This is a genomic window from Pantoea hericii, assembly GCF_014155795.1.
Taxonomy (GTDB): domain Bacteria; phylum Pseudomonadota; class Gammaproteobacteria; order Enterobacterales; family Enterobacteriaceae; genus Pantoea; species Pantoea eucalypti.
In genome coordinates this window covers 352422-368067 of record NZ_SCKV01000004.1, presented here as the reverse complement: position 1 = coordinate 368067, position 15646 = coordinate 352422, and the positions used below count along the sequence as shown (strand labels likewise).

Below are 15646 nucleotides of genomic sequence, written 5' to 3'. Positions count from 1 at the left end.
CGGAGCCTTTACCGTGCTGGAACGCCTCTCCTGGAAGAGATTACTGACAGAACTGCTGCTGGCCTGTCTGCCTGCGGTGCTGCTGGGCCTGCTGTCTGGCGGTTTGCCCTGGTGGCTGCTGCTGAGCGTGGTCATGGTGCTGTTATGGCATTTCCACAATCTGATGCGGCTGTCGCACTGGCTGTGGCTCGACCGCACCATGACGCCACCCGCCGGGCGTGCCAGTTGGGAACCGCTGTTTTATGGTCTTTACCAGATGCAACTGCGCAACCGGCGGCGGCGACGTGAACTCGGTAATCTGATCAAACGTTTCCGCAGCGGTGCCGAGTCGCTGCCGGATGCGGTGATCCTGACCACGGAAGAGGGCACTATTTTCTGGTGTAACGGTCTGGCGCAGCAGCACCTGGGTCTGCGCTGGCCGGAAGATAATGGCCAGAACATCCTCAATCTGCTGCGTTATCCGGAGTTCTCACGCTATCTGCGCCAGCGCGATTTTGACAAGCCCCTGACGCTGGTGCTGAACAACAAACTTCACATGGAATTCCGCGTTATGCCCTACAGCGAGGGGCAGTGGCTGCTGGTGGCGCGTGATGTGACGCAGATGCATCAGCTGGAAGGGGCGCGCCGCAACTTCTTTGCCAACGTCAGCCATGAGTTACGTACGCCGCTCACGGTGCTGCAGGGCTATCTGGAGATGATGAACGACTCGGTGATGAGCGAGCCTTCGCGCAGCAAAGCGCTGCACACGATGTCTGAGCAGACGCGCCGTATGGACAGCCTGGTCAAACAGCTGCTGACGCTGTCGCGCATTGAAGCCGCGCCTGCCATCGATCTGAAAGAGAAGGTGGATGTGCCGGTCATGCTGAAGCTGCTGCAGCATGAGGCGGCGACGCTAAGTGGCGGTCGTCACGATATTCATTTCCATACCGATCCCCATCTGAAAGTGTTCGGCAACGATGAACAGCTTCGCAGTGCTATCTCCAATCTGGTTTATAACGCGGTAAATCACACTCCGGATGGCACGCGGATTGATATCAGCTGGCTGCGCGGCAAACAGGGCGCCACCTTCCGGGTTTGCGACAACGGGCCGGGTATTGCTTCAGAACATATTCCCCGTCTGACCGAGCGTTTCTACCGCGTCGATAAAGCGCGTTCACGTGCCACTGGTGGCAGCGGGCTGGGTCTGGCGATAGTGAAACATGCGCTGAGTCACCACAACGCGCGGCTCGACATCACCAGCGTGCCGCACAAAGAGACCTGTTTTACGTTTACGCTGCCCGCGAGGTTGATTGTCAGCAGCGTGATGCAGGAGAATGCCGTTCATTAATGGCTGCCGGATCTTCCTGATGCGCATTCTTCTTGTATTGATTGTTACGCTGCTGCCGGGCCTGGCGCTGGCCCAGCACGGCACGCTCTCCGGCAATCTCAGCAGTGTCGGCTCAGATACGCTTGGCTATCTTATGACCCTGTGGGGCGAGGATTTTAGTCGGCAGGCGCCGGGCGTCAATGTGCAGGTTCAGGCCTCCGGTTCCTCAACCGCGCCGACCGCGCTGGCAGCAGGTGCCGCACAGCTCGGTCCGATGAGCCGCCCGATGCAGGCCGATGAGCGTCAGGCTTTTGAGGCGCGCTACGGCTATCCGCCGCTGGCGGTGCCGGTGGCAATGGATGCGCTGGTGGTGGTGGTGAATCAGCGTAACCCGCTGCAGCAGATTGAACCGCGTCAGCTCGACGCCATCTTCTCCGTTACCCGTCTGTGTGGCGCACACAGTGTGCCGCTGCGCTGGGGCGATCTCGGTTTAACCGGCGCGCAATGGAACAAACGCCCCATTCAGCGCTATGGACGTAATTCCGCCTCCGGCACCTGGGGTTTCTTCAAACAGCAGGTGCTCTGCAAAGGCGATTTCCGCAGCGACGTAGCGGAGTTTCCTGGCTCGGCCGCGGTGGTGCAGGCGGTGGCCGGTAATTCGCGCAGCATCGGCTACGCCAGTTTTGGCTTTCATCTCAGCGGCGTAAAAATGCTGGCGGTGACGAATGATCAGGGCCAGGCGATTGCCCCGGATGCCGATGCTATTCGTAGCGGCCGTTATCCCTGGGCGCGTCCACTCTATCTCTATGTTAATAAAACACCCGGTAAACCACTGCCGCCGCTGGTGGCGGCATTTCTGCAGCAGGTTCTTTCACCACAAGGACAGCGGCGGGTCAGCGAAGCGGGCTATCTGCCGCTCTCAGACAGCCAGATGGCAGAGGCGCGCGCCGCCCTGCGTTAATCCCGGTTGAATTTTTTTCATGATCCCTGAATTTTCTTCAGTTGCAGATGCATGCCACTCATGACACTCTGTTTTCAGACATGTAGCCATCCAGATGGCTATTTATTTCAGAGTGCAATGATTTCCTGTCGTTATTACCGGCAGGAGAGACAGGAGTGATCATGCAAAGAGAAACCGCCCCGTTCCGTGCCGACACCGTTGGCAGTTTTCTGCGTCCCGCTGCGATTAAGCAGGCGCGCGAAGCGTTTGCTGCCGGAGAGATTGATGCGGCGGCCCTGCAGCAGGTCGAAGATGAGGCGATTCGCGATGTGGTAGCGAAGCAACGTGAAAATGGCCTGAAGGTGGTCACCGATGGCGAGTTTCGTCGCGGCTGGTGGCACTTCGACTTCTTCTATGGCCTGAATGGCGTTGAGCGCTATGAAGCGGAACAGGGCATCCAGTTTAATGGCGGGCAGACCAAAGCGCATGGCGTGAAAGTGGTGAGCAAACTCGGTTTCCCGGCGGATCATCCGATGCTGGCGCATTTCCGTTTCCTGCAGAGTATTGCCGGGGATGCGGTGCCAAAAATGACCATTCCCAGCCCCAGCGTTTTACACTTCCGCGGTGGCCGCAAAGTGATTGATGCAGAGGTCTATCCCGATCTGGCGGACTACTTCGAGGATCTGGCGCAGACCTACAAAGCGGCGATTCAGGCCTTTTATGATGCGGGCTGCCGCTATCTGCAGCTGGATGACACCGTCTGGGCTTATCTCTGCTCTGAAGATCAGAAGCGCGATATCCGCGAACGCGGCGACGATCCGGATCAGCTGGCACAGATTTACGCTCAGGTACTGAATAAAGCGCTGGAGGATAAACCTGCCGATCTGACGGTGGGTCTGCATGTCTGTCGCGGGAACTTCCGCTCCACCTGGATCTCAGAGGGGGGCTACGGGCCGGTGGCAGAAATCCTGTTCGGCAGCGTCAACGTGGATGCGTTCTTCCTGGAGTATGACAATGCCCGGTCCGGCGGCTTTGAGCCACTGCGTTACATTAAACCGGGTCATCAGCAGGTGGTGCTGGGTTTAATCACCACTAAGGTGGGTGAACTGGAAGATCCGGCGCAGGTGAAAATCCGGCTGGAAGAGGCGGCGCAGTACGTCAGCCTGGATCAGATTTGCCTCAGCCCGCAATGCGGTTTCGCCTCAACTGAAGAGGGCAACAGCCTGAGTGAAGCGCAGCAGTGGCAGAAAATTCGTTTGGTGGTGGATATCGCGAATCAGGTCTGGTAGTGCTGTAACGTTGTGCAGACAGGCGCGTAAAACGCGCCTTTTGTGTATCTGAAACCCCGTTCATGCGGGGATTTCTCACGCTCTGTCTATTATTTAGGCACATCATCTTGTGTCCCTGCAGCAAAAATTAACGCTATCCACTGCCTTTGGGAAAAATGGTGGTATAACCTTCTGGTTTTCCGATCCCGTATTGCCTTTCACCGCTATAAACGTTTTACTTAGCGCCGTTGTCGATCCATCCCTCTGTGAACAGAATAAAAGCAGCTTAAATCACCTGCGCTTTACCCTGCGACGAGCATAATGCGCTGACATTGTCAGCCAGATCGCGGTTTACACGCAGCGAGGGGACAACACTAACCCAACTTCCACCGCAACATCAGTGACAGGCCGTATGACACATCGTTTAACTTCGAAGGACATTCTCGCGCTGGGCTTTATGACATTCGCCCTGTTTGTTGGCGCGGGCAACATCATTTTCCCGCCAATGGTCGGTATTCAGTCTGGTGAACACGTCTGGACCGCCGCAATTGGTTTTCTGATTACCGCAGTCGGGTTACCGGTGATGACCGTGATCGCGCTGGCTCGCGTCGGCGGCGGCGTGGATGCACTCAGCACTCCGATTGGCAAGGTCGCGGGCATTGTGCTGGCTACCGTGTGCTATCTGGCTGTTGGGCCGCTGTTTGCCACCCCGCGTACGGCAACGGTTTCATTTGAGATGGGTATTGCGCCGCTGACCGGCGATGGTGCGCTGCCCCTGTTTATCTACAGCCTGATCTACTTCGCGCTGGTGATTGGTGTATCGCTTTATCCGGGCAAACTGCTCGACACTGTAGGTCACTTCCTTGCGCCCTTGAAAATTATCGCGCTGACCGTGCTGGGCGTGGCTGCACTGGTGTGGCCGGCGGGTGGCACCATTCCCGCGACCGTTGATTATCAGCATGCGGCGTTCTCAAGCGGTTTCGTTAACGGCTATCTGACGATGGATACGCTGGGCGCGCTGGTTTTTGGCATCGTGATTGTCAACGCCGCCCGTTCGCGTGGCGTCGACAATGCCGCGCTGCTGACGCGCTATACCGTGCTGGCAGGCCTGATCGCGGGTCTGGGCCTGACGCTGGTCTACCTTTGCCTGTTTAAGCTGGGCGCGGGCAGCGGTGCGCTGGTTGATCAAAACGCCAACGGCGCAGCGATTCTGCATGCGTATGTTCAGCACACCTTTGGCAATATGGGCAGTCTCTTCCTGGCCGCACTGATTTTTGTTGCCTGCATGGTGACCGCCGTTGGCCTGACCTGTGCCTGTGCGGAATTTTTTGCGCAATACCTGCCGTTATCGTATAAAACGCTGGTGTTTATTCTGGGTCTGTTCTCGATGGTGGTGTCGAACCTCGGCCTGAGCCACCTGATTCAGATCTCCATCCCGGTACTCACGGCGATTTACCCGCCTTGTATCGTGCTGGTTGTACTGAGTTTCACCCTTAACTGGTGGAACAAGAGCAGCCGGATTATCGCGCCAGCGATGCTGGTAAGCCTGCTGTTTGGCATTGTTGATGCGATTAAAACCACCGGGTTTAAAGATTTGCTGCCCGCTTTCAGTCAGCATCTGCCGCTGGCCGATCAGGGTCTCGCCTGGTTGCCGCCGTCGCTGGTGATGCTGCTGATTGCCGCTGTTGTTGATCGGGTGAAGGGGCCGGAACAGGTTGCCGTTCACTCGTAACAGAACGCACTGATTTTTCTTTAACCACGGGCCTGCCCGTGGTTTTTTCATTTCACAGGTACAGGTTGTTATGCAAGAAACCAACAAGCTCAAACGCGGACTGAGCACGCGCCACATCCGTTTTATGGCGCTGGGATCGGCGATTGGCACCGGGCTGTTTTACGGTTCCGCCGACGCGATAAAAATGGCCGGCCCGAGCGTGCTGCTCGCCTATATCATCGGTGGGGCCGTGGCTTACATCATCATGCGTGCGCTGGGTGAGATGTCCGTTAATAATCCTCAGGCCAGTTCCTTTTCACGCTATGCGCAGGACTATCTTGGGCCGATGGCGGGTTACATTACCGGCTGGACCTACTGTTTTGAGATCCTGATTGTCGCGATTGCAGATGTCACCGCGTTCGGCATCTATATGGGCGTCTGGTTCCCCGAGGTGCCGCACTGGATTTGGGTGCTGAGCGTGGTGCTGATCATCGGTGCCGTCAATCTGATGAGCGTGAAAGTGTTCGGTGAAGTGGAGTTCTGGTTCTCCTTCTTCAAAGTCGCCACCATCATTGTGATGATTCTGGCCGGTTTCGGCATGATCATCTGGGGGATTGGCAACGGCGGCCAGCCGACCGGCATCCATAATTTATGGACCAATGGCGGCTTCTTCGCGCACGGCGTGGTCGGCATGCTGCTGTCGCTGCAGATGGTGATGTTCGCCTACGGCGGCATTGAGATTATCGGGATTACGGCGGGTGAAGCGAAAGATCCGGAGAAGTCGATTCCGCGTGCGATTAACTCAGTGCCGTGGCGCATTCTGGTGTTCTATGTCGGTACGCTGTTTGTGATTATGTCCATCTACCCATGGAATCAGGTAGGCACGTCGGGCAGCCCGTTTGTGCTGACATTCCAGCATCTTGGCATCGCCGCCGCCGCCTCTATCCTCAATTTTGTGGTGCTGACCGCGTCACTCTCGGCGATTAACAGCGATGTGTTTGGTGTGGGTCGCATGCTGCACGGAATGGCGCAGCAAGGCCATGCGCCTAAAGTCTTTATGAAGGTCTCTTCACGCGGAATTCCGTGGGTGACGGTTGTCGTGATGATGTTTGCCATGCTGATTGCGGTCTATCTCAACTACCTGATGCCCGAAAAAGTCTTCCTGGTGATCGCGTCGCTGGCGACCTTTGCAACAGTATGGGTCTGGATCATGATTCTGCTGTCGCAGATCGCGTTCCGTCGCAAAATTGGCAAAGAGGCGGCCAGTAAGCTGAAGTTTGCACTGCCAGGTGGCAGCTGGACGGCGGGTGTCGGCGTTGCCTTCCTCTGCTTTATCATCGGGCTGATTGGATATTTCCCCGATACCCGTATTTCACTCTATGTGGGTATGGTGTGGATAGTGGTATTGCTGCTGGGTTATAAGCTGGTGCGTAAAACCCGCTAATCCTCTGTTCTGCTCTCCCGATTTATGGGGGAGCAGAACACGCTATTTCCCCTCTCAAATTTTCCCCGCATCTGATTATTTATGTGATCCCCGCCACAACACGAACTCCTTTTATTCGGCACTTATTGTGTATCAGCGAAATAAGGTCATGCATCACATTATTTCAGCAAATAGTTCCGGGAATGATTATTTCAAAGAGCAGTGAATATCACGGAGGATGCAAACCGGGGACAGGGACACAAGAGAGCCTGAGCAGGAGAGGGTGCAGCTAATCGGGCACGAAGGGTAATAAAGGCAGAAATAAAAAACGGCGAAACCAGTCGCCGAAATACTCAAGGATTACAGGAAAATAGTTAATAAAGGGATGATTGACGTAACTATCGTAAAACAAAACGGGTAGCGCTGATAGTCAGTCGTTTTAAATAAGAATAGGTCGGAGTGGCGTTAATTAACCGTGGTTAACATTAATAAGGCCGCATTGAGACTGCGGCCTTAATTTCATTAGCCACAGACTCAGGGCAATATAACCGAAACCGGCAACACAGCGCTGTTATCCAGGTTTTTCCGCAGCTGAGTCAGCGTGGATTGATAAGGGCAGAGTACGCCGACATGGGTAACTCTGCAGTCTGACTGATGCCATTCCTGATGTAATAACGGATGTTTATCATCAATTGGTTGCAGCTGTCGGATACCATCCAGACTCTGCGCCTGAAAATAGAGTCGCAAAAAACGTTTGCCACTGTGAGTGTCGCGCCAGCGCTCCAGCACCAGACTGCTGCCCGGCGGAATGTTGCCGCGTGAATAGCCGGGTAACTGCCAGCTAAAGTCCATCAGAGTGCGCACCATTGCGATGTTGGTGTCATGCGCCACCAGAATCAGCCAGCGGGTTGGCGAGCTGTCAGACGCAATTTCTGACAGCAGGGCGTTAAGCAGTATTGAGCCACGGTGCTGAGCCAGATAAAGGATATCGTTGCTCAGATCGTAGTTTGCCGTCAGCAATGGAAGCAGCGAGGTGATCTGCGCGGCCGAGGTGATGTGTCCCCAGGCGAGCTGATCAAACGGCAGGTTTTCGCTGTAACCCAGTCGCAGCGTCTCCACCATGCTCGCCATCACACTCAGCCCGTAAACGTAAGTATTGCCGTTGCGCGTCTGCCGAAACGCCCAGGGCGCATCAAACAACGGGCAATCTGTTGCGGGCGGGCAGACGGCGGCTTTCAGTTGCTGAATCGCCGGCTGCAGCTGCTGTTGTAGCCGGGCCAGATCGCCTGCTTTCTGCTGTTTCGCGGCGAGCTCCTGAGCGGGATCGGTCCGGGTGATGGTCAGCTTTTTGCTCTGAAACAGGGGATCGGCATCGCCTGCTACGTGATGCACGGGCACGCCGCAGCCGGGAAATGCGCCGTCCGTCAGCGCCGCGGCGGTGGCGCGGGTGCGCTGAAGCGGACTGGCGCGAACGTAGACCTCAGCCGCGTCAGGACAGCCCGTGCTCAGCAGCCCGAGCTGACGATAGCGATCGCCTTCCCAGCGTCCTTTATTCACCACAGCGCTGTAGCCATGGCCGGTCAGCTCACCATCGGGAGTGGTCCACTGCGTCCAGGTTTGCTGGCTGGCGGCTTCGATCTCTTTGCGATTGCCGGGCGTGGGCGGACGAACACCGTGACGGCTCAGTTCGACTACTTTCTCCAGCTGGTAATCCGCCGCCTGTGACGCCGGGCTTAGCAGCCAGAGAGAACTGAGGATCAGCGCGCAGCGGTACAGGGCAGGCATCGTCATTTATTCCTCCAGCGCCAGATTGCCGGTCAGCGCTTTTATTTTCGGGTAAAGGGCTGCATTGGACAGCAACACCGGGTTGCCGTTTTTCATTCCGTCATTACGCAGGTAATCATTGGTGACACCGCCTGCTTCACGCATCAGGACGATGCCCGGCAGACTGTCCCAGGGATGCATATGCGCTTCATAGTAGCCAATCAGCCGCCCGGCGGCGGCCCAGGCGCTGGTAAGCGCACCAGAACCGATACGAATAAACATGCCACCCTGTTCTGTTAAGCCGCGAATCAACCGCGAGGTACTTTCACCCGGTGTGCGGCTGGAGTTGCTGATGCCGAGTAACCCCTCGTTGAGATGCTGCGCGTCATGGGCCTGCAGACGGCTCTCATTAACCCACGCGCCCTGGCCCGCTCGTGCATGAAACAGCTCCTGATGGTTAGGATCGCAGACCACGCCGATCACCGGTTCGCCCTCACAGACGACTGCCAGCGAGACGCACCAGTTAGGCAGGCCATTGACGAAGCAGGCGGTGCCATCGATCGGATCAACGACCCAGATAAAAGGCGCGCCCTGGACCTCGCCACCGCTCTCTTCGCCATAGACGGCATCCTCAGGAAAACGCTCGGCAATTAACGACTTAATTAATGCCTCAACGTTACGATCAGCCTCGCTGACCACATCCTGCAAATCCCTTTTGTGTTCCACTACCAATGTCTGACGCTGTTGATACCATGACAAAGCCCGGCTGCCCGCAGCACGGGCAATGTCGCAGGCGTAACGATAACGCGCGTCTATTTCAGAATGCGAAGCGGATGACATCTTTTCCTCTTATGATTTTTTTGCCATAACGAACGGAAGGTGCGCCTGAGCAGGCGGTCTGGCTGTAATGTTTTCTTAGCTATTGTTAAGAAAGGCTTCATTAAGCCGCAGATAAGCAGCAATGGCAAGATGGCGGGAAGTCAGGAAAGCGGCTTTTTATTCAGACGAAAGCTGGCATCCGCCAGCCCGGCAGCAGAGGATCGGGTTTTACAGGGTTCTGCTGGTCGCCAGCGCCATTAAACGCGGATAAAAAATAAAAAACAGCGCTTCCAGCTGATCATAATGTTCGGTGAAATCATGGTAGGAGTCGCGCAGTGCCGCCAGGCGTGGACGGCGGCTGGCCATGCCGTGCAGCACCCGCTCAAGCCGTGCAGGCTGGGCATAATGCTCAAACCAGCGCTCACGCCACATCACAGCATTGAGTTCCTGAAATTCAGTGGGGGTATCTGGCAGTTGCGGCAGGATTTCGCGCTCGGCGGCGGCAGAAAACTGCACCAGCGTCTGCTCGGGTGTGAAACGCTGCCAGTGACGCGCCAAAAAATGGTCCCAGATGACATCCAGTGTGATGGGTGCCACGCGATACGTTTCCGCACGGAACAGCTGACGGGCGCTGCGCACTTCCGGCAGCCCATCGGTCATCACATCCAGACGACGATGCATCAGAATGCCGTCTGCAACAGGTGCAGACCAGTGCTGGTGCGGGTTGCCACGCACAAAGTCGGCCATTAAATTGCCGAGTAAGGAGCTGTTGGCCAGCTTAGCCAGATGGAGATGCGCAAGAAAGTTCATGCCGCATTATAGGCTGAACTGCCTTAGCGCAGCCAGTTGTTCAGAATTGGTCGTTTTTCCGCTAAACTGTGCCGCCTGTTTTTGCCTGAGAAAGAACATTTCAATGCGTGTCGCTGATTTTGCTTTTGAACTGCCCGAATCCCTGATTGCTCACTATCCCCAGGCGCAGCGCAGTGGCTGTCGCCTGCTGTCGCTCGATGGCCCCAGCGGGGCCTTGTCGCACGGTGTTTTCACCGACGTGCTGGATAAGCTGAATCCAGGCGATCTGCTGGTGTTCAACAACACCCGCGTGATTCCGGCGCGCGTCTTTGGCCGTAAAGCCAGCGGTGGCAAAATCGAAATGCTGGTAGAGCGGATGCTCGACGATAAGCGCGTACTGGCACATGTGCGCGCCTCGAAAGCACCAAAGCCGGGCGCAGAACTGCTTCTGGGTGAAGATGAGAGCGTGAAAGCGACGATGGTGGCACGCCACGATGCGCTATTTGAGATTGTCTTTGATGATGAGCGCGCGGTGCTCGACATTCTCAACAGCGTCGGCCATATGCCGCTGCCGCCCTATATTGACCGTCCGGATGAAGAGCAGGATCGCGAGCTTTATCAGACGGTTTACAGCGCCCGTCCGGGTGCCGTCGCGGCCCCGACCGCCGGTCTGCATTTCGATGAACCGCTGCTTCAGGCGCTGAAAGAGAAGGGCGTTGAAATGGCGTTTGTGACGCTGCATGTTGGGGCGGGGACTTTCCAGCCGGTGCGTGTCGAGACCATCGAAGAGCATCACATGCACGCAGAATATGCCGAAGTGCCGCAGGAAGTTGTTGACGCGGTGCTGGCCTGTAAAGCGCGCGGCAATAAGGTGGTCGCCGTCGGCACCACCTCCGTCCGTTCGCTGGAGAGCGCCGCCAAAGCGAGTCAGGATGCTCTGATTGCGCCGTTCTTCGACGATACCCAGATTTTCATCTATCCGGGCTATGAGTATCAGGTGATCGATGCGCTGATCACCAACTTCCATTTGCCCGAATCGACGCTGATTATGCTGGTCTCGGCATTCGCCGGTTATCAGCACACCATGGCGGCGTATCACGCAGCCGTGGCTGAGCAATATCGTTTCTTCAGTTATGGTGACGCGATGTTTATCAGCAAAAATCCGCAGGCGCCGCTGGAAAAAGTGGGCGACTGATTTATTAACCGATAGCCGGAACCGCCTTAATAGCGTGAAGGTTGTATACATTGGACTGTTTCTCCAATGGGGGCTTTGTGAAATTTGAACTTGATACTACAGACGGGCGCGCACGCCGTGGCCGTCTGATTTTTGATCGCGGTGTGGTGGAAACCCCTGCGTTTATGCCTGTCGGCACCTATGGCACCGTGAAAGGCATGACGCCGGAAGAAGTGCAGGAGACTGGCGCACAGATCATTCTGGGCAATACCTTCCACCTCTGGCTGCGTCCGGGCCAGGAGATCATGAAACTGCATGGCGATCTGCATGATTTTATGCAGTGGAAAGGGCCGATTCTGACCGACTCCGGCGGCTTCCAGGTCTTCAGCCTGGGTGACATCCGCAAAATCACCGAAGCGGGCGTTCACTTCCGTAACCCGATCAATGGCGACCCGATCTTCCTCGATCCGGAAAAATCGATGGAGATTCAGTATGACCTCGGTTCCGACATCGTCATGATCTTCGATGAATGTACGCCCTATCCGGCGGACTGGGACTATGCCAAACGCTCCATGGAGATGTCGCTGCGCTGGGCGCGACGCAGCCGTGATCGTTTCGACAGCCTGGGGAATAAAAATGCGTTGTTTGGCATTATCCAGGGCTCGGTTTACGAAGATTTACGAGATGTCTCGGTGAAAGGTCTGGTAGAGATTGGCTTTGATGGGTACGCTGTGGGCGGCCTGGCGGTGGGTGAGCCCAAGCAGGACATGCACCGTATTCTTGAGCACGTCTGTCCGCAGCTTCCGCAGGATAAACCACGTTATCTGATGGGTGTCGGCAAGCCAGAAGATCTGGTTGAAGGCGTCCGTCGCGGCGTCGATATGTTTGACTGCGTGATGCCTACCCGTAATGCCCGAAATGGTCACCTGTTTGTGACTGAGGGTGTGGTGAAAATCCGCAACGCCCGATACAAAGATGACACTGCGCCGCTGGATGCGGAGTGTGATTGTTACACCTGTCGCAATTATAGCCGCGCCTACTTGTATCATCTCGACCGTTGTAACGAAATACTGGGCGCGCGTCTGAACACTATCCACAATTTGCGCTATTACCAGCGTCTGATGGCAGGTTTACGCCAGGCCATTGAAGAGGGTAAATTAGAACACTTTGTAACTGAGTTTTACCAACGGACGGGCAAAGAAGTTCCGCCATTAACGTCTGATAATTCATCAATGAGGGAAATTTAATGAGCTTATTCATTTCTGACGCCGTGGCTGCAGCTGGCGCACCGTCTCAGGGAAGTCCGTATTCTCTGGTGATCATGCTGGTGGTGTTTGGTCTGATTTTCTACTTCATGATCCTGCGTCCGCAGCAGAAACGTGCGAAAGAGCACAAGAAGCTGATGGATTCCATCTCTAAGGGTGATGAAGTGCTGACCAGCGGTGGCCTGGTAGGCCGCGTAACGAAAGTCTCTGACACGGGATACGTCGCTATCGCGCTGAATGACACCAATGAAGTCGTCGTTAAACGTGATTTCGTCGCTGCCGTGCTGCCTAAAGGCACTATCAAGGCGCTGTAATTCTTTCTTCCCTAAGGGAACTGCCGTGTTAAATCGTTATCCTTTGTGGAAGTATGTGATGCTGGTCGTCGTGATTCTCGTCGGCCTGCTCTATGCGCTTCCCAACCTGTATGGTGAGGATCCGGCCGTTCAAATCACTGGTGCGCGCGGAAGCGCCGCCAGTGAGCAGACGTTGGATCAAATTCAGTCCGCATTAAAACAAGACAATATCCAGAGCAAATCTGTTGCGCTGGAAAATGGTGCGATTACCGCGCGCTTCAACAATACGGATGTGCAGTTACGCGCCCGTGAAGCCATCATGAAAGCGCTGGGTGAGAACTACGTTGTCGCGCTGAACCTTGCGCCAGCCACGCCGCGCTGGCTGAGCATGCTGTCAGCAGAGCCGATGAAACTCGGTCTCGACCTGCGTGGTGGTGTGCACTTCCTGATGGAAGTGGACATGGACACCGCGCTCAGCAAGCTGCAGGAGCAGAATGCTGACACGCTGCGTAGCGATCTGCGCACCAAAAATATCCCTTATACCACCGTCAACAAAATCGCGAACTACGGCGTGGAAATTCGTTTCCGTGACGCTGCCAGTCGTGATGCGGCGATCTCCTGGCTCTCCTCGCGTCATCAGGATCTGGTGATCAACAGCAGCGGCAGCGATGCGCTGCGTGCCACCATGAGCGATGCCCGTCTCAGCGAAGCGCGTGAATATGCGGTTCAGCAGAACATTACGATTCTGCGTAACCGTGTAAACCAGCTTGGCGTGGCGGAACCGCTGGTTCAGCGTCAGGGCTCCGATCGCATCGTAGTTGAGCTGCCGGGTATTCAGGATACGGCGCGTGCCAAAGAGATTCTGGGCGCAACCGCGACGCTGGAATTCCGTCTGGTGAACACCAGCGTAGATCCTACTGCGGCGGCCAGTGGCCGTGTTCCGGGTGACTCAGAAGTTAAAGACATGCGTGATGGCCAGCCGGTCGTGCTCTACAAGCGGGTGATCCTGACCGGTGACCACATCACCGACTCGACGTCCAGCATGGATGAGTACAACCAGCCACAGGTGAACATTTCACTTGATAGCGCAGGCGGTAACATCATGTCCAACTTCACCAAGGACAACATCGGCAAGCCGATGGCGACCCTGTTTGTGGAGTATAAGGACAGCGGTAAAAAAGATGCTAACGGCCGTTCAATTCTGGTGAAACAGGAAGAGGTGATTAACGTCGCTAATATCCAGTCTCGCCTGGGGAACAGCTTCCGCATCACCGGTATCAACAACCCGAACGAAGCGCGTCAGCTGTCGCTGCTGCTGCGTGCCGGTGCGTTGATTGCGCCCATCCAGATTGTGGAAGAGCGTACGATCGGGCCGACCATGGGTCAGCAAAACATTACTCAGGGTCTGGAAGCCTGCCTGTGGGGTCTGCTCGCCTCGATCCTGTTTATGGTGGTGTTCTACAAGAAGTTTGGTCTGATTGCGACGAGTGCGCTGCTGGTTAACCTGGTGCTGATTGTCGGCGTCATGTCCCTGCTGCCTGGTGCGACCCTGACCATGCCGGGTATTGCCGGTATCGTGTTAACACTGGCGGTAGCAGTCGATGCTAACGTACTGATTAACGAACGTATTAAAGAAGAGCTGCGTAACGGGCGCTCGGTTCAGCAGGCAATTCATGAGGGCTACAAAGGCGCCTTCTCCAGTATTGTCGATGCGAACGTGACCACCCTGATCAAAGTTATCATTCTTTACGCGGTCGGCACCGGTTCGATCAAAGGCTTTGCTATTACCACCGCAATTGGTATCGCGACCTCAATGTTCACCGCGATTATCGGTACCCGTGCCATTGTTAACCTGGTTTACGGTGGCAAACGCATCAACAAGCTGTCTATCTGAGGAGTGCGTTGTGGCACAGGAATATAACATTGAGCAGTTAAACCACGGGCGTAAAGTCGTCGACTTTATGCGCTGGGATAAGCTGGCCTTCATCATTTCAGGACTGCTGATTCTTGCCGCGATTGCGATCGTGGGTGTGCGTGGTTTTAACTGGGGCCTCGATTTCACCGGTGGTACGGTGATTGAGATCGCGCTGGAAAAACCGGCCGACCTTGAAGTCCTGCGTGGTGATCTGGTGAAAGCGGGCTTTGACGAGCCGCTGGTGCAGAACTTTGGCAGCAGCCGTGACGTCATGGTGCGTATGGCACCGGTGACCGGCCCGGCGGGTACTGAGTTAGGCAATAAAGTGGTGTCGGTGATTAACCAGACTACCCAGCAAAACGCGACCGTTAAGCGCATTGAGTTCGTTGGCCCGAGTGTGGGTAGCGACCTGGCGCAGGCGGGTGCGATGGCGCTGCTGTCTGCACTGATTGCGATTCTGATCTATATCGGTTTCCGCTTTGAGTGGCGTCTGGCGCTGGGTACCGTGCTGGCGCTGGCGCATGACGTGATCATCACCTGCGGCCTGCTGGCGCTGTTCCGCATTGAAATCGACCTGACAATTGTTGCCTCGCTGATGTCGGTGATTGGCTACTCGCTTAACGATAAAATTGTGGTCTCTGACCGTATTCGTGAAAACTTCCGTAAGATTCGTCGCGGCAGCTCTTACGATATTACGAACGTGTCACTGACACAGACGTTAAGCCGTACCCTGATTACCTCGCTGACGACGCTGGCGATGATCCTCATCCTGTTCGTGTTTGGTGGTGCGTTGCTGAAAGGCTTCTCACTGACCATGCTGATTGGTGTGACGATTGGTACGATTTCATCCATTTATGTCTCTTCGGCGCTGGCGCTGAAGCTGGGCATGAAGCGTGAACATATGATGGTGCAGAAAGTCGAGAAAGAGGGCGCCGATCAGCCTTCTATCCTGCCTTAATCACGCGTCAGAAATAAAAAC

The 15646-nt window shown here is 55.7% G+C and carries 13 protein-coding genes; 10 read left to right on the top strand and 3 right to left on the bottom strand.

The window, feature by feature from the left end; genetic code table 11:
• Positions 1 to 13: 13 nt before the first annotated feature.
• From phoR to proY, 5 genes are all read left to right on the top strand, one after another.
• Positions 14 to 1327: a phosphate regulon sensor histidine kinase PhoR gene (gene phoR / locus H7K52_RS11350; RefSeq protein WP_008924873.1), complete on the top strand. Its 1314-nt coding sequence runs from the start codon at positions 14 to 16 to the stop codon at positions 1325 to 1327.
• Between the two features lie 19 nt (positions 1328 to 1346).
• Positions 1347 to 2267, top strand: a complete 921-nt coding sequence (locus tag H7K52_RS11345; protein ID WP_182630054.1) for a PstS family phosphate ABC transporter substrate-binding protein — start codon at positions 1347 to 1349, stop codon at positions 2265 to 2267.
• A 161-nt stretch (positions 2268 to 2428) separates the two neighbouring features.
• Positions 2429 to 3535: a cobalamin-independent methionine synthase II family protein gene (locus H7K52_RS11340; RefSeq protein ID WP_182630053.1), complete on the top strand. Its 1107-nt coding sequence runs from the start codon at positions 2429 to 2431 to the stop codon at positions 3533 to 3535.
• Positions 3536 to 3926: 391 nt separating this feature from the next.
• Complete coding sequence (gene brnQ, locus H7K52_RS11335) at positions 3927 to 5246, top strand: branched-chain amino acid transporter carrier protein BrnQ (protein ID WP_008924876.1); 1320 nt, start codon at positions 3927 to 3929, stop codon at positions 5244 to 5246.
• Between the two features lie 70 nt (positions 5247 to 5316).
• A complete protein-coding gene (gene proY / locus H7K52_RS11330; protein WP_003852502.1) occupies positions 5317 to 6669 on the top strand; it encodes a proline-specific permease ProY in 1353 nt (450 codons plus the stop codon).
• A gap of 513 nt (positions 6670 to 7182) precedes the next feature.
• Here proY and H7K52_RS11325 read toward each other — a convergent pair.
• The 3 genes from H7K52_RS11325 to H7K52_RS11315 all read right to left on the bottom strand — a co-directional run bounded on the left by H7K52_RS11325 (position 7183) and on the right by H7K52_RS11315 (position 10041).
• Positions 7183 to 8439, bottom strand: coding sequence for a histidine-type phosphatase (locus tag H7K52_RS11325; RefSeq protein ID WP_182630052.1), 1257 nt, complete (start codon positions 8437 to 8439; stop codon positions 7183 to 7185).
• Entirely contained in the window at positions 8440 to 9252 is an 813-nt protein-coding gene (locus H7K52_RS11320) for an inositol monophosphatase family protein (RefSeq protein WP_003852505.1), read from the bottom strand.
• Between the two features lie 207 nt (positions 9253 to 9459).
• Entirely contained in the window at positions 9460 to 10041 is a 582-nt protein-coding gene (locus tag H7K52_RS11315; protein ID WP_105099440.1) for an ACP phosphodiesterase, read from the bottom strand.
• A gap of 103 nt (positions 10042 to 10144) precedes the next feature.
• On the opposite strand from H7K52_RS11315, the gene queA reads away from it, so the two are divergent.
• The 5 genes from queA to secF all read left to right on the top strand — a co-directional run bounded on the left by queA (position 10145) and on the right by secF (position 15625).
• Complete coding sequence (gene queA, locus H7K52_RS11310; protein ID WP_078804152.1) at positions 10145 to 11215, top strand: tRNA preQ1(34) S-adenosylmethionine ribosyltransferase-isomerase QueA; 1071 nt, start codon at positions 10145 to 10147, stop codon at positions 11213 to 11215.
• A gap of 77 nt (positions 11216 to 11292) precedes the next feature.
• A complete protein-coding gene (gene tgt / locus H7K52_RS11305; RefSeq protein WP_003852508.1) occupies positions 11293 to 12441 on the top strand; it encodes a tRNA guanosine(34) transglycosylase Tgt in 1149 nt (382 codons plus the stop codon).
• On the top strand, positions 12441 to 12773 hold the full coding sequence (gene yajC, locus H7K52_RS11300; RefSeq protein WP_003852509.1) for a preprotein translocase subunit YajC: 333 nt from the start codon (positions 12441 to 12443) through the stop codon (positions 12771 to 12773). The genes tgt and yajC overlap by 1 nt, the downstream gene beginning before the upstream one ends.
• A gap of 25 nt (positions 12774 to 12798) precedes the next feature.
• Positions 12799 to 14646, top strand: coding sequence for a protein translocase subunit SecD (gene secD, locus H7K52_RS11295; protein ID WP_071778534.1), 1848 nt, complete (start codon positions 12799 to 12801; stop codon positions 14644 to 14646).
• A gap of 10 nt (positions 14647 to 14656) precedes the next feature.
• A complete protein-coding gene (gene secF, locus H7K52_RS11290; RefSeq protein WP_003852511.1) occupies positions 14657 to 15625 on the top strand; it encodes a protein translocase subunit SecF in 969 nt (322 codons plus the stop codon).
• Positions 15626 to 15646: the final 21 nt, after the last annotated feature.